The organism is Burkholderia sp. AU39826 (genome assembly GCF_020419965.1).
In the GTDB taxonomy this organism is placed as follows: Bacteria; Pseudomonadota; Gammaproteobacteria; order Burkholderiales; family Burkholderiaceae; genus Burkholderia; species Burkholderia semiarida.
On sequence record NZ_JAIZQG010000011.1, the window covers coordinates 87,294 to 101,449 of the forward strand.

General features: G+C 65.3%; 12 protein-coding genes. 5 read left to right on the top strand and 7 right to left on the bottom strand.

Annotated features, from left to right (window positions below; genetic code table 11):
* Positions 1-55: 55 nt before the first annotated feature.
* The 6 genes from tcuB to LGM42_RS19590 all read right to left on the bottom strand — a co-directional run bounded on the left by tcuB (position 56) and on the right by LGM42_RS19590 (position 8,170).
* A complete protein-coding gene (gene tcuB / locus LGM42_RS19565; RefSeq protein ID WP_319001457.1) occupies positions 56-1,258 on the bottom strand; it encodes a tricarballylate utilization 4Fe-4S protein TcuB in 1,203 nt (400 codons plus the stop codon).
* The gene (tcuA, locus tag LGM42_RS19570) at positions 1,245-2,651 is read right to left on the bottom strand and encodes an FAD-dependent tricarballylate dehydrogenase TcuA (RefSeq protein ID WP_226232942.1); all 1,407 of its coding nucleotides are present in this window, start codon (positions 2,649-2,651) and stop codon (positions 1,245-1,247) included. The genes tcuB and tcuA overlap by 14 nt, the downstream gene beginning before the upstream one ends.
* Positions 2,652-2,725: 74 nt before the next feature.
* Positions 2,726-3,667 (bottom strand): LysR substrate-binding domain-containing protein, encoded by a 942-nt coding sequence (locus LGM42_RS19575; protein ID WP_060310323.1) that lies wholly within the window; start codon positions 3,665-3,667, stop codon positions 2,726-2,728.
* A gap of 285 nt (positions 3,668-3,952) precedes the next feature.
* On the bottom strand, positions 3,953-5,134 hold the full coding sequence (locus tag LGM42_RS19580) for a fumarylacetoacetate hydrolase family protein (RefSeq protein WP_226232943.1): 1,182 nt from the start codon (positions 5,132-5,134) through the stop codon (positions 3,953-3,955).
* Positions 5,135-5,166: 32 nt separating this feature from the next.
* Entirely contained in the window at positions 5,167-6,948 is a 1,782-nt protein-coding gene (locus tag LGM42_RS19585; RefSeq protein ID WP_226232944.1) for an IlvD/Edd family dehydratase, read from the bottom strand.
* A gap of 184 nt (positions 6,949-7,132) precedes the next feature.
* Positions 7,133-8,170 carry a LacI family DNA-binding transcriptional regulator gene (locus tag LGM42_RS19590; protein WP_226232945.1) on the bottom strand — a complete coding sequence of 346 codons (1,038 nt, stop codon included), beginning with the start codon at positions 8,168-8,170 and terminating at the stop codon, positions 7,133-7,135.
* Positions 8,171-8,468: 298 nt separating this feature from the next.
* Between LGM42_RS19590 and LGM42_RS19595 the strand changes: the two genes are divergently transcribed.
* The gene (locus LGM42_RS19595) at positions 8,469-9,815 is read left to right on the top strand and encodes an MFS transporter (RefSeq protein ID WP_226232946.1); all 1,347 of its coding nucleotides are present in this window, start codon (positions 8,469-8,471) and stop codon (positions 9,813-9,815) included.
* Positions 9,816-10,016: 201 nt separating this feature from the next.
* Here LGM42_RS19595 and LGM42_RS19600 read toward each other — a convergent pair whose 3' ends face one another.
* Positions 10,017-11,183 (bottom strand): pyridoxal phosphate-dependent aminotransferase, encoded by a 1,167-nt coding sequence (locus LGM42_RS19600; protein ID WP_226232947.1) that lies wholly within the window; start codon positions 11,181-11,183, stop codon positions 10,017-10,019.
* 53 nt (positions 11,184-11,236) lie between these two features.
* Between LGM42_RS19600 and LGM42_RS19605 the strand changes: the two genes are divergently transcribed.
* From LGM42_RS19605 to LGM42_RS19620, 4 genes are all read left to right on the top strand, one after another.
* A complete protein-coding gene (locus LGM42_RS19605) occupies positions 11,237-11,887 on the top strand; it encodes a GntR family transcriptional regulator (protein WP_226232948.1) in 651 nt (216 codons plus the stop codon).
* A 463-nt stretch (positions 11,888-12,350) separates the two neighbouring features.
* A complete protein-coding gene (locus tag LGM42_RS19610) occupies positions 12,351-12,890 on the top strand; it encodes a YrhB domain-containing protein (RefSeq protein WP_226232949.1) in 540 nt (179 codons plus the stop codon).
* 181 nt (positions 12,891-13,071) lie between these two features.
* Positions 13,072-13,524: a hypothetical protein gene (locus LGM42_RS19615; protein ID WP_226232950.1), complete on the top strand. Its 453-nt coding sequence runs from the start codon at positions 13,072-13,074 to the stop codon at positions 13,522-13,524.
* A gap of 205 nt (positions 13,525-13,729) precedes the next feature.
* Entirely contained in the window at positions 13,730-14,011 is a 282-nt protein-coding gene (locus LGM42_RS19620) for a DUF6881 domain-containing protein (RefSeq protein WP_060310529.1), read from the top strand.
* Positions 14,012-14,156: the final 145 nt, after the last annotated feature.

The window sequence follows — 14,156 nt, forward strand, 5'->3', positions numbered from 1 at the left end:
GTTGGATGTATTGTGCGAAGCGGCCCGGAAGCCGGACCGCTTCGATTGGCCCGGTTCAGTCCGAGCCCAGTCGCAGGCGGTCGGCCTGGCGCTTGTCGATCGACCACTTGAGGAGCGCCGCGCAGCGAAAGATGCCGTGGGCGAATTTCCCGTACGGCAACGTTGCGAAGAGGGCCATCACGATGCCGAGATGAACGGCGAGCAGCGCCGCCATTGCGCTGCTGTCGCGCCACGCGAGCAGCGCCAGTCCCGACGCGCTCACGAGCATCAGCAGCGCAATGAAGCCGCGGTCCATCGGGCGTTGTGCCAGATCGGTCCGCGCGGGGTCGCGCCGCAGGTTGAGCCACCAGAGGCCGGCAGGCCCGATCAGCAGACCGATTCCGCCGGCGGTGCCGAGCAGCACGGGCAGGCTCAGGAACGCATACGGCGCGTGCAGGTCCAGCGCGTAGTGATAGAAGGTCGCGACGAGCGTGGCGGCAAAGCACAGCATGAAGCCGTAGAACGTGAAGTGGTGAAACCGGCGCCGCGCGAGCGTGAACGCATCGTCCGATTCGTTGCAGCCGTCACCGTGGCCGCCGTCGAGATAGGTGAGCGCGAGCGCGTGCTTCGCCGCCTCGGCAACCGCCGGCATGCTTGCCGTGCCCGACGACACGTCGCGCCAGAAGCGCGTCACGCCCACCCCGAGCGCCAGAATGGCGAGCCCGAACACCGAACCGAACATCGCGGCGAGCAGGTTGTGCGGAAAGACCGCATAGAAACGGCCGCCCGACGGGCCGTTCAGCAGCGAGCCGTGCATCGCGACGCCGAGCATCAGGAACAGCGCCAGCCCGATCGCGAGCGCGAGCGCGACGGTCAGGCCATTGCGCCTGTAGAGCTTGCCCAGCGCGGCGGGCCACGCATACTCGACATACGTATCGACTCGAACCTGCGCCATCGCCTTCGGCACGTTCACCGCGAATTCGTGCGGCGGCGCATATTGGCATGCGTGATAGCACGCGCCGCAGTTGTGGCACAGGTTGGCCAGGTAGTTGACGTCCGCCTTCGCGAACTCGAGCCGGCGCGTCATCGCCGGAAAGACCGCGCAAAATCCTTCGCAGTAGCGGCACGCATTGCAGATCTGCATCTGGCGCGCGACTTCCGCTTCGTTGTCGGTGACGGGCGCGATGCGAATCACGGCGGTGCCGCTCGCGCGTGTCGACGGCCGGCCGGCGGGCGCGAGCGCCCGGGCGTCGCGAAGGTGTTCTTCAATATCGTTCACGTTGAACTCCGGTCGTTTGCGCGGCCTTCGCCGCCTCGGTGCCCGCGATACGGCCGAACGCGGTGCCGATCGACATCCCGACGCCCGCCGTGTAACCCTTGCCCAGCACGTTGCCGGCCATCATTTCGCCGGCAACGAACAGGTTGCCGCTCGGCCGTCCGCCGAAGTGAACTTGCGCGCGCTCGTTGACCTTGAGCCCGAGATACGTGAACGTGATGCCGGGACGCAGCGCGTAGCCGAAGAAGGGCGGCGTATCGATCGGGCGTGCCCAGTGGGTCTTCGCGGGGTTGACGCCTTCGGTGCGACAGTCGTCGAGCACGGTGTGATCGAACGTGCCTGCCCGGCATGCGGTGTTGTACGCGCGCAGCGTCTCCACGAATGCACGTTCGGGCAGGTTCAGCCGGCGCGCGAGTTCCGGCAACGAATCGGCGCGGACACCCGGAAATACCGGCGGCATGAAGCGCCCGACGGCCTTGGCATCGATGATCGAATAGGCTGTCTGCCCCGGCTGCTGCGCGACGAGGCGGCCCCAGATCGCATAACGCTTCGGCCAGAAGTCTTCACCTTCGTCATAGAAGCGCTGCGCATCGCGGTTGACGACGATACCGAGCGATACGCAATCGATCCGCGTGCAGATGCCGCCGTCGTAGAGCGGCGCGCGCGCGTCGATCGCGACGCAATGCGACTGCGACGGGTCGCCGATCGCATCGGCGCCGGCGTCGAGCATCGCCTTGAGCAGGACGCCCTGGTTGAACCGCGTGCCGCGGATGAGGAAATTGTCGGCGGGCCACTCGCCACGCTCGTTTTGTCCCCACGCCTCGCGCAGCCATTCGCGGTTGGATTCGAAGCCGCCCGCCGCGAGCACGCAACTGCGCGCCTCGAAGCGCCGGCTCCCGCTACGCGCGGCGACGAAGCGTACGCCGTCGAGCTCGATTGCGTCGACGGGCGTGTCGTAGCGAATCTGTACGCCCAGCGCTTCGGCGCTGCGGTAATACGCGTTCACCAGCGCTTTGCCGCCGCCCATGAAGAATGCATTGGTGCGCGCCACGTGCAGTGCGCCGGACAACGGCGGCTGAAACCGCACGCCATGTGCGTGCATCCACGGGCGACAGTTCGCCGACGCGCGGATCGCGAGCCGGGCCAACGCCTCGTTCGTGATGCCGCCCGTGACCTTCAGCAGGTCCTGCCAGTACTCTTCTTCCGGATAGGCGCCGACCAGCACGTCCTGCGGGCCGTCGTGCATGCAACGCAGGTTGCGGGTGTGGTGGGAGTTTCCGCCGCGCCACTCCCGCGGCGCCGCTTCGAGCAGCAGCACCGACGCGCCGGCTTCACGCGCCATCAAGGCGGCGCACAGCGCCGCGTTGCCGCCGCCGATAACGAGAACATCGATCATCTGAGTTGTCTCCTTTGAGACGCACTCTACGGATCGGCCTCGTCAGCCGCCATCAGCGGCGCGGCAACACGTCTTCAGTTTTTGTGAAGAGGCGGCTCGCGCAGCGTGGCGCCAGGCCACCCGCCGGACGCGACGATCTCGCGCGCCACGTCGGCGAGGACGACTCGCGCGGCGAGCCCGGCGGGCGACAATTCATCGTCGGAGACGCTCGCGATCAGGTTCGGCCTCGTCGCGTGGTCGTCCGCGACCGGGACGCTCGCGAGCGCGGCATTCTCTAGCCGCGCGAGCGCCGCGCCCGGTTGAATGGTTGCACCGAGCCCGCCGCGCACCGCATCCATCAACATCGCGAGGCCGTCGACTTCGGCGGCGATGTGCGGGGTGAAGCCGGTGCGGGCGAATGCGACATCCAGCAATGCGCGCAGGCCATGCGGGCCGCTCGGCAGGATCAGCGGCACGGCGCCGAGGTTCGCCAGGTGCACGTGCGTCCCGTCGGGCATGCCGGGCAGGCCGGGCGCGCCGATCACGAACAGATGCTCGTCGAGCAACGGCATCACGCTCCAGCGCTGCGCGGGTTCTTCACGAAACAGGATCGCCAGGTCGATTTGCCGCGCACTCAGCATCGCGCCGAGATAGCCCGACAGGCTCTCGACCATGCGCAGCCGGACATCCGGATAGCGCTGTCGCATCGCCTGCATGAACGCGAGACCGAGTACGCCGGTCGTACTGGGCGCAAGCCCGACGCTGACGTGCCCCGACAGGCGCGCCTGACGCGCGGCCAGCGCCGCATCGTCGACGTGGCGCAACGCGAGCTGCGCCTGTCTCCAGAATGCAAGACCGGCGTCCGTCGGCACGACGCCCGTGGAGGTGCGTTGCAGCAGGCGCGTGGACAGCTCGCTCTCGAGCCGGCTGATCTGCTGGCTCAGTGCGGACGTCACCACGCCCAGTTCGAGCGCGGCCTTGCCCATGCTGCCGTGTTCCACGACGCAGACGAAATAGCGCAGTTGCCTCAGTTCCATCGACACCTCGAATTGACTCAGCCGCGGTATTGTCGCAGCCGACGAGGCGCCAGTGGGGCGAATCGCGCTGATCGAAGCCGTGGATCGCCGCCGGAAAGCATCTGGGGTTGCGGGATGAGCTGGCGGCGCCGCTCGCGGCGGCCGCTCCGGCTCGGCGAGTGTTCAGGTCGCGCAGTGAAGGCCGGCTACGTGTGTGCCGGCGCGAACGCCCCCGTGTCATACCGCCTCGCCTGCTGCCCGTCGATGTCGTTCGCGAAGGGCTTCATGTCGTCGCGTCTCCCGGTTTCATTCGGCAAGCAGCCCGCGCGCGGCCAGATTCGCATACAGCGCGCGCACGCCGAAGGTCCACGGCGCGATCTCCGTGCAAAGCCGCACGGTGTTGACGAGCGCGCCGAGCGCGGGTGTCGAGATCGTGACGCGGTCGCCGAGGTGATGCGTGAATCCGCCGCCAGGCGCGTCGCGATCCTGGATCGGCGAGAACATCGTGCCGAGGAACAGCATGAAGCCGTCCGGATACTGGTGATGCGCGCCGCAGGTCTGCGCGACGAGGTCGGCCGGGTCGCGGCTGATCTCGCGCATGTGGCTGATGCCGTCGAGGACGAAGCCGTCGTCCGCGCCTTCGACGCGCAGCGACACGCTGCATTCCCGCACGCCATCGAGCGTGAAGCCATCGTCGAACAGCCGCACGAACGGGCCGATCGCGCACGAACCGTTGTTGTCCTTGCATTTGCCGAGCAGCAGCGCCGAGCGGCCTTCGATGTCGCGCAGGTTCACGTCGTTGCCGAGCGTCGCGCCCACCGGCCTGCCGTCACTGGCGACCGCCAGCACGATCTCCGGCTCCGGGTTGTTCCACACCGATATGGGCAGCAGCCCCACGTCCGCGCCGAAGCCGACCGCCGACATCGGCTGCGCCTTGGAGAACACCTCGGCGTCCGGGCCGATACCGACTTCCATGTATTGTGACCACGCGCCGCGGCGCTCGAGTTCCGCCTTCAGGCGCATCGCCGCTTCCGAGCCGGGCACGATCCTCGACAGATCGGTGCCGATGGTCGACGCGATGGTGTCGCGTACCTCCCGCGCCTTGGCCGGATCGCCGCCCGCCTGTTCCTCGATCACGCGCTCGATCAGGCTGACGGCAAAGGTGACGCCGCACGCCTTGACGGCCTGCACGTCGCACGGCGCGAGCAGGTGCGTGGCGCCCGGCGTGCCGTCCAGCGCCGCCTGCAGCAGCGGCTCGACGCGACCGAGCGATTCGCCGGAAGCGGTGCGCGCGAGCGCGGCTGCATCGGGGTGGTCGAACAGGTCGGCGGTGGTCGGCACGGTGCGCGTGATGTCGAACACTTCGCCATCGCGCACGACGACGACGCTCGGGCCCGCGTGGGCGCCGTCGTGCCGCCAGACGCGGCCGATCAGCAGCGCGTGGGCGAGGTCGTGCGGCAGGCAATCGGAAACGGAAAGAGTACGCATGATCAGCTCGGCAAGGGTCGGTGGCGGTTGGGTCAGTGCGAATGGCGCGGGTTGCCGCGCTGCTCGATCACCTTCAGGTACAGCGTGGCCGGTTCGAGGCAGCCGCCGGTGGACAACTGGCCGACGAACCGGCGATAGAGTTCCTGCCACGGCGTTTGCGCCTGCGGCACGGTGAAGCTTGCGGTTTCGCGGCGGCGCGCGAGTTCGTCCTCGTCGACGAGCACGTCGACGCTGCGGCGATTCAGGTCCACGCGAATACGGTCGTTCGTGCGCAGCAGCGCGAGGCCGCCGCCTACCGCGGCTTCCGGCGACATGTTCAGGATCGACGGGCTGGCCGACGTACCGCTCTGGCGTCCGTCGCCCATGCACGGCAGCGACGTCACGCCGCGCTTCACCAGCTCGGCAGGCGGCGCCATGTTCACGACTTCGGAGCTGCCTGGGTAGCCGACCGTGCCGCAGCCGCGGATCACGAGGATGCAGCGCTCGTCGATGTTCAGCGCGGGATCGTTGATGCGCGCGTGGTAGTCCTCGGGCCCGTCGAACACGATCGCGCGCGCCTCGAACGTATTCTCCGCACCCGGCTCGGCAAGGTAGGTGCGGCGGAACGCGTCGCCGACCACCGACATCTTCATGATCGCGCTGTCGAAGAAGTTGCCCGACAGCACCATGAAGCCGGCGCCGTGCTTGAGCGGCGCGTCGAGCGTGCGGATCACGTCGCGGTCGGCGTCCTGCGCGGTGTCGACGATTTCCCCGATAGCGCGCCCCGACACGGTCAGGCAGTCGCGCCGCAGCAGGCCGGCCGCATCGAGCTGGCGCAGTACGGCAGGCACGCCGCCGGCGCGATGGAAGCTCTCGCCGAGGTATTCGCCGGCCGGCATGCAGTTGACGAGCAGCGGCACGGCTTCACCGAAGCGCTGCCAGTCCTCCAGGCTCAGTTCGACGCCCATGTGGCGCGCAATGGCGATCAGGTGCGGCGGGCAATTGGTCGAGGCGCCGAGCGCGGACGCGACGACGATCGCATTCTCGAACGCCGCGCGCGTCATGATCTTCGACGGGCGCAGGTCTTCGCGAACGAGTTCGACCGCGCGCTTGCCGGTCGCGTAAGCCATCTGGCCGCGCTCGCGGTAGGCCGCGGGAATGCTCGCGCACCCCGGCAGCGACATGCCCAGCGCCTCGGCGAGGCTGTTCATCGACAGCGCCGTGCCCATGGTGTTGCAATGGCCGATCGACGGCGACGATGCCGTGGTCAGCTGCATGAACCCTTCGTAGTCGATCTCGCCGGCCGCGAGCAGGTTGCGCGCATGCCAGATCACCGTGCCCGAGCCGACGCGCTTGCCCTCGTGCCAGCCGTCGAGCATCGGGCCGCCCGACAGCACGATGGCGGGCAGGTCGACGGTGGCGGCCGCCATCAGGCAGGCCGGCGTGGTCTTGTCGCAGCCGGTCGTCAGCACCACACCGTCCAGCGGAAAGCCGTGCAGGATTTCCACCAGCCCGAGGTAGGCGAGGTTGCGGTCGAGCGCGGCGGTGGGCCGGCGGCTTTGCTCGGCCAGCGGATGCACGGGGAACTCCATCGGAATGCCGCCCGCGTCGCGAATGCCGGCCTTGGTGCGCTCGGCGAGCTCGATGTGGTGACGATTGCATGGCGCCAGATCGCTGCCTGTTTGCGCGATACCGATGACAGGGCGGCCCGACTGCAGCTCCTCGCGCGTCAACCCGTAGTTCATGAAGCGCTCGACATAGAGCGCGGTCATGTCTGCATGCGCGGGGTCGTCGAACCATTCCTGGCTGCGCAGACGGCGGGGGGGGGGTGACATGGCAGGCTGTCTCCGAAGGGCCTTCTTGATTTTGCGTGCCGGATGGTACCGGTAACATCGCCTGGATGTTAGCACGGGTTTTTTGCGTCGCGGAAGGGATTTCGTGCGCGCGTCGCGAAGGTGTGGGGCAGGGGATCGGTGCGAAGCCGCGCAGCGTGTTGGCACGCGCCCGGCCGTCGGCTGGTCAGGCGCTTTCCCGCGGGATGATCGTGTAGTCGATCCGGATGCTTTTCGACCCGGTCGGCGCGCCGCCGTCGCGCGCCTGCAACGCCGCCAGCAACGCTTCGCCCGTGCGTCGCCCGATGCCGTACGCGTCGACCGACACGGTCGTAATGGTCGGGTGGCAGCATGTCGCCACTTCGAAATTCCCGAAACCGGCCACCGCGATGTCGGCGGGCACCGACAGCCCGCGCCGGTGACATTCCATGATCGCGCCGAACGCCGACATGTCGCTCACGCACATCACCGCGTCGGTATCCGGCCATCGCTCCAGCAGGGCCGCCATCGCAGGTCCGCCGTGGCTCATCGTGATCGGCGATTCGCCCAGCCGCACGACGCGCGGTTCGCCCAGCGCCAACGCCTTGATCTCCGCCTGGTATCCCTTGAGCCGGTCGAGGCCGCGGCGATCCAGTTCGCTTGCCCCGACCAGAAAGCCGATGCGCCGGTAACCGCGTTCGGCCAGGTGGCGCACCATCGCACGGGCGGCGCGCACGTTCGAGAAGCCCACGGCGGTGTCGATCGGGCGGGTGGGCAGGTCCCACATCTCGACCACGGGAATCGCCGAGCGCTCCAATACCTTGCGCGTCGCATCGGTGTGCTGCGACCCCGTCAGCGCGATGCAGCGCGGCTGGTGCCTCAGCATCGAGCGCACCAGCCGCTCTTCGCGCTCCAGATCGTAGTCGGTGTCGCCGAGCAGCAACTGAAGGCCATGCGGCTCGAGCGCATCGGTCAGGCCGCGCACGGTATCCGAGAAGTTGGAGCTCGACAGCGACGGCACCAGCACCGCGACGAATTCCGACCGCCCCGACGACAGCGCACCGGCGGCCGCGTCGGCCACGTAGCCGAGCTGGTCGATCGCCTCGCAGACCCGTGCGCGCGTCTCCGCGGCCACGCTGTGGCCGGCGAGCACACGCGACACCGTCATCTTCGATACGCCGGCAAGGCGCGCTACGTCTGACATGCGGGGCGGCCCGGCGGGCCGGACGGCGGTAGGACTGGGCATCGGAATCGCGGTCGGGAGAAGGCTGGAAAGGCTACATCATACCGGTGCGGCATACCGTGCAGACACGGTCGCGGCGAGCTCATCGCGGTAAGTGCTGTACTAGGGAAACCACGCGTTCGGCGGCACTTGTACGTGCGTATCGCCGCGTGCTACCTTCGAATTTGTTACCGGTATCAGCTTGCCGATCGCTCCCGTCGCCTCGTCGGCTTTTTTTTGCCACGGAATGTTATCGGTAACATCGATGCGTCAAACGCACTCGCCGGTACGAAGAAGACCTACACAAACTGGAGACAGACCGATGCCATCCCTAACGCAGGCCGCTGCCGCACCGGCCGCGGCCGATTCGTCCGAGGACGCGCTGTACCGCAAGGTCATGCGGCGCATCCTGCCGTTGCTGCTGCTGTGCTACGTCGTGGCCTACCTGGACCGCGTCAACGTGGGTTTCGCGAAGCTGCAGATGCTCGACGACCTGAACCTGAGTGACGGCGTCTATGCGCTCGGCGCCAGCATCTTCTTCTGGGGCTATTTCCTGTTCGAGATGCCCAGCAACCTGCTGCTGCACCGCTACGGCGCGCGCTTCTGGATCGCGCGGATCATGATCACGTGGGGCATCGTGTCGTCGTCGATGGCCTTCATCGTGCCGCTCGCGCAGTTCTTCCACGTCCAGACGACCACGATGTTCTACACGCTGCGCTTCCTGCTGGGGCTGTGCGAAGCGGGATTTTTCCCCGGCGTCATCCTGTACATGAACTACTGGTTCCCGGCGCGGCGCCAGAGCGTGGCGATGTCGGGCTTCCTGGTCGCGATCCCGCTGAGCCTGACGCTGGGCAGCGTCGTGTCCGGCTGGCTGATGGAGCAGACGCACGGCTTGTCGGGCATGAGCGGCTGGCAATGGATGCTGCTGCTCGAAGGGTTGCCGTCGATCGTGGTGGCGTTCATCGTGCTGGCCTGCCTGGGCGACGGCCCGCAGTCGGCGAAGTGGCTGTCCGCCGACGAAAAGGCGGTGCTGTCGCGCAACCTCGAATCCGAGGCCGTGCACAAGTCGCACAGCATCGGCGCCGCGCTGCGCAGCCCGCGCGTCTGGCTGCTCACCTTCATCCTGCTGACGTTCAATACCGGCTTCTACGGGCTGGCTTTCTGGCTGCCGTCGATCATCCGCGCGTCGGGCGTGCACAGTCCACTGCATATCGGTGTGCTGACGGCCATTCCGTATCTGACGGCCATCTTCGCGATGGTGTGGAACGCATCGCACTCGCGCAAGACCGGCGAACGCCGCCTGCATGCGGCGATTCCCGCGCTGATCGGCGGCGTCTTCCTGATCCTGAGCGCGGCGTTCGCGCAGAACGTCGCGCTATCGATCGTATTCCTGACCATCGCCACCTGCGGCATTCTCGCGCTGATGCCGATCTACTGGACCTTTCCGGGGCAGATCCTGTCCGGCACGGCCGCGGCCGCCGGCATTGCGCTGATCAACTCGGTGGGCAACCTGTCCGGGTTCACCGGCTCGATGATCACCGGCGTCGCCAAGCAAATGACCGGCAACATCAGCAACGGTACCTATGCGCTGGGCGCCTGCCTGCTGGTCAGTTGCGTGCTGATCGCGGCGATTCCGCGCGATATTCTGCAGCCGCCGGCCGGGCGGTAGGGCGTTCGTTCGATGTGACGTCCGGCCAGGGGGTATCGCGCCGCCCCGGCGCCGGATGCATCACGCCACGCGAATTGTCACGAGCGGTACTTCCGCAAAAGACGGTGTCTCGTGTGAGTCCGTGCGACCGTTACAAACGGAAACCGTGATACCTCCCGCAAGGGACGCTCGGCGCACTACGCAGCTTTTTCGTGGGCGCCGTCATGCGCCCTCCAGTGCGAAGCGCACCTTGTCGCCGAGCGTGCGCAACCGCTCGACCGGTTCGTTCGCGAACACGAAACGGACATACGCGTCGCCGTGCGCAACGCCCCATCCGGTCATGGCCGTTGCACATACACCGTGGTTCAGCAACCGCTCCGACATCTGCGATCCGGTCAGGCCGAAGTCGGAGACGCGCAGCAGCATCGACCAGCCGCCCGCCGGCATGCCGAACGGAAGCCCCGACAGTTCGGCGGCGACCGTGTCCCGTCGCCTCTCGAGTTCGCTCACGTAGCCAGGCAGATCGGATGCGGAATGTTCGAGCGCGACCGCCGCAGCCTCCTGGGCAATGCCGACCGGCACCACGACATTGGCGAGCGACACCGCCACGAGGTCGGGAATCAGCCATTCCGGCGCGACGATCCAGCCTACCCGCCAGCCAATCATGCGCAGCTCTTTCGACGCCGCGCCGACCGTGACCGTGCGCTCGGCCATGCCGGGCAGGCCCGCAGGATGGATCACCGTGCGGCCATCGAAGAGCAGCCGTTCCATCGCGCTGTCGAGGATGAGCAGCAGATCGTTCTGCACACACAGGCTCGCGATCAGCTGCCAGTCGGACGCATCGAAGAAACCGCCTGACGGCATCGACGGAGACATCAGCAGCATGGTTCGCGTTTTCGGACCGATTGCTGCGCGCAGCGCGGCTTGGTCCAGCTTCCATTCGCCGCCCGGCATGAAGGCGAACGGTACTTGCCGAGGTACGCCGCCCGCGAGGCGGACGCGATTCAGCAGACCCGCGTACGTCGGATCGGTGACGATGACTTCGTCGCCTGTCTCGACGGTGGCGAGCAGCGTGTTCAGAATGCCGGAGAGTCCGCCCGCCGACACCACCACCTGGTCGGCCGTGAAGTGCTGCCCCGAAAGCGCCGACACGTGGGCAGCAGCGCTCGCGCGCAGCCGATCCTGACCGACGAATGGCAAATAGGAGTTGGCCGAGTCTCGCTGGATTGCCGCGCGGGTAAAAGCGAGTGCCTCCGCAGTAGGCGGAATGTCGGTATCGAGATTTTCGAGTCGCAGAAGGTCGACGCCGGCATGATCGGCGATCGAACCCATGCGATCGACGCCGATTCCGGCGATGTGCTGCAGACGGGCAGGGCGGTGGTGGCGCATCGGGCCTCCGATTTTGTTACAATTTAATAGATAATATATGCATGGTGGTCGGGATGAATTTCGAAGTCAAGGAGGATCGCTCGCTGGCCGATCGGATCGCTGCCGCATTGGCGGACCGCATCATCTCGGGCGCCATCGCGCCGGGAGAGTGGCTGCGTCAGGACCACATCGCGGCAGAGTTCGGCGCGAGCCATGTGCCGGTACGCGAGGCGTTCAGACGGCTGGAAGCGCAGGGGTTGGCCGTGGTGGAACCGCGACGAGGCGTGCGGGCGGCGCCGCTCGAGGCGGCGGACGTAATCGAAATGGCAAAGATGCGCGCTGCCTTCGAGGCGCTGGCGCTGCGTGAGGCGATCCCCGCGCTTGACGCAGGTGCGCTGGCGGAACTCGATGCGATCCTCGATCAGGAGGCGGCGGCGCGTGGCATAGCCGTGCTGGGGACGCTGAATCTGAGGTTTCATCGCGCATTGACCGCGCGGTGCGGGATGCCGCGGCTCATCGCCGCGATTGGCGACATGCATCGGGCCAGCTCGCGGCATCTGTATGCGACGTGGCAGCGACTTGAGTGGCAGGATCGCTCGAACGACGAGCATCGGAACATCGTTCGGGCGATACGGGATGGCGATGTGGACGCAGCGTGTGCGGTTTTGTCCGCGCACATTCTGGCTGCGGGGGATGCGCTGGCTCAGGCGTTGCGGAGTCGGTAGGGATATGGGAGGAGCTGGGGGCATCAAGCGGTCCAAAAGGCCGGGTCGGGGGATGGCTGGCGTTTTCTCCAGGGGGATGCAGTCAAACGCGACGGGCGGCATTCGGCCAGGAGCGCTCATCGGTCAATGTCCGTTTGCTATTGCGAAGAGGGTCGGCGATGGCCATACATGACGGGCGATTGAGAAGCACACACGTCCCGAGCATTGCATTCATCTGCACACGGGAGCGGCTATTTCGCAAGCATAGATTGGTGCTATGGTTTGAATCCTGCATATTTGGGAATTCGTTCGCGCGCGTGCCCTTGACTCGGGAAGTTGCCGAAGAATTTATGAAATGGTTTTTCTCGCGCTGACTTGGTTCACACGCGCGAAGAGGTTTACACGCTTTGTGCTCTTCAACGCCGAGCGGCTGCTTCCCGCTGCCGAACTCTGACGGATCGTACACTCCCGCACATAACGACTGATGGAACTCACGGCCGAGCAAGCAAAAAAAGTCGCCCAACGTGCCATCACCAAGATAGTTGGGGAAGGCGACGACGCGGTTGTTATCGACGAATACACTCAAGAGTTCGATGTTGGCTGGGTCTTCTACTATCAATCATCGCGCTTCCTCGAGTCAGGCGACATGAGAGATCGCCTGACGGGGAATGCGCCGTTGTTTGTCAGCCGAGATGATGGCCAGGCCACCTCCATCAGCTATCACAGGCCAATTGCCGAGTCGATCCAAGCCTACCGCGCATGCGGGGACACTAACGGTTATGAAGAGTCGCAGATTCGACTCATGCGATGGTCTGCCGGGGGGAACAAGGTTCAAGCGATACGGTTGATTCGTCAACATTCGCCCGTAAGTCTTGCGGAGGCAAAGCATGCGGTCGATCAATGTCTCGCCGGGCATGAGGTAGTGGTCGCAGTGAGGGACGTCGCATCGGCCAAGCAACTGGAGATCGACCTTGCCGAGGTCGGTCTCCATGGGGTTGTCATGTTTCGTAGTACCCGCCGATAGTAATCGGTCGACTGATGATCGATTACGCTCGTCCTGCAAGGACTGCGCGTCGCTGCGCCGTGGTCGGCCGAATTCGGCATTTTCGGACATTCGACATTGCAGACTGGATCGTCGACAATCGGGTCCGGGACTATTCCGGTGACCTACTGCCTCTTCATGAATCCGGCCGAGATACGACAGAATGACTATTGATCAGTTACTGCTCGATGATATTTCCGATGAGTTGGGCGGTGGTAGCTTGAATTACGGCGTGTTCCTCAAGGCCTACGCCGTTGTGCTTGCCGAACCGTTTCAATCTACGGAGATAGTCTCAACGGCTCTTGGAGGCGGAGCGATTGCGATCGATTTTGCGGAGGTAAGTTCTGACTCAGTTATTGAGATGGTGAAATGCTGTCTCCTTTACGCCGGGGACGATGCTGCTGGACCGTCGAAAGAAACGCTCGAATCGGACGTTTTGATGGGGATGCTCGAGAAGCTTGTATCCGACTTACGGCTCACAATATCGCACGCGATAAAGGTTGAGGCGTTCACGCTAAAAGAGGGGCACCCCTTCTATCCGGTTTTCTGGGACTTTGCATTCTTGTTCCGGGCTGCTTCCGAAGCCACCATCTTCATCGGAGCTAGCTCAGATTGATTTGGGCCATGCCGAGCGACCAGTGGCCGAAAAATTTCCCGGCAGGTCCCGAACGTGTTCGATGAGGTTTCGTGGAGAACCGACGGAGGCCGCAACAACTCGCTACATCGGTCGGCAATCGACCACGAACGGTCGGTCGACATGTGCGATGCACTTCGTTAATAATTTGACGTCCACCACGCGCGAACGAAAGGGCTGTGAACTCATGCAATTCGAATTCGTTGATGTTCGATGGCGCCATCATTTTGAAGCGGAACCCACGCGTCTCGTCTCGGAGCTGGACGAACATCGCATGGAAACCCGAAAGCTCGAGTTTTTTAGGGATGGGCAGGTCGGCTATGCGTGCGCCGGCCATGCGACGTGTGGGACTGCGCTCGGCTTGGTTCCCGTTCCGTTGCTCTCAGAGATCAATGCGGATCCCGAATTCGCTGGCACCATGATTTCCGCAGACGAGTTTGAAGCCCTATGGTCAACGCACGTGCGCTGATGCCAAGTGCATAGCGCCGACGGGTTGAATCCGCAGTCATGAGCGGTCAGTCGACGTAGTCGCCCCAATCGTTGACAATGAAGTCTGCTTCGATCGACGCCACGTTTCTTATTGACTACTTCAATGCTACTTTCAAGCGATTCCA

Bases quoted from the DNA above. Each gene is read 5' to 3' on its own strand.
- LGM42_RS19575 (WP_060310323.1), bottom strand. From the start codon at position 3,667: ATGGAACTGAGGCAACTGCGCTATTTCGTCTGCGTCGTGGAACACGGC.
- LGM42_RS19590 (WP_226232945.1), bottom strand. From the start codon at position 8,170: ATGCCCAGTCCTACCGCCGTCCGGCCCGCCGGGCCGCCCCGCATGTCA.
- LGM42_RS19580 (WP_226232943.1), bottom strand. From the start codon at position 5,134: ATGCGTACTCTTTCCGTTTCCGATTGCCTGCCGCACGACCTCGCCCAC.
- LGM42_RS19615 (WP_226232950.1), top strand. From the start codon at position 13,072: ATGACTATTGATCAGTTACTGCTCGATGATATTTCCGATGAGTTGGGC.
- LGM42_RS19620 (WP_060310529.1), top strand. From the start codon at position 13,730: ATGCAATTCGAATTCGTTGATGTTCGATGGCGCCATCATTTTGAAGCG.
- LGM42_RS19600 (WP_226232947.1), bottom strand. From the start codon at position 11,183: ATGCGCCACCACCGCCCTGCCCGTCTGCAGCACATCGCCGGAATCGGC.
- LGM42_RS19605 (WP_226232948.1), top strand. From the start codon at position 11,237: ATGAATTTCGAAGTCAAGGAGGATCGCTCGCTGGCCGATCGGATCGCT.
- LGM42_RS19610 (WP_226232949.1), top strand. From the start codon at position 12,351: ATGGAACTCACGGCCGAGCAAGCAAAAAAAGTCGCCCAACGTGCCATC.
- LGM42_RS19595 (WP_226232946.1), top strand. From the start codon at position 8,469: ATGCCATCCCTAACGCAGGCCGCTGCCGCACCGGCCGCGGCCGATTCG.
- LGM42_RS19585 (WP_226232944.1), bottom strand. From the start codon at position 6,948: ATGTCACCCCCCCCCCGCCGTCTGCGCAGCCAGGAATGGTTCGACGAC.
- tcuA (WP_226232942.1), bottom strand. From the start codon at position 2,651: ATGATCGATGTTCTCGTTATCGGCGGCGGCAACGCGGCGCTGTGCGCC.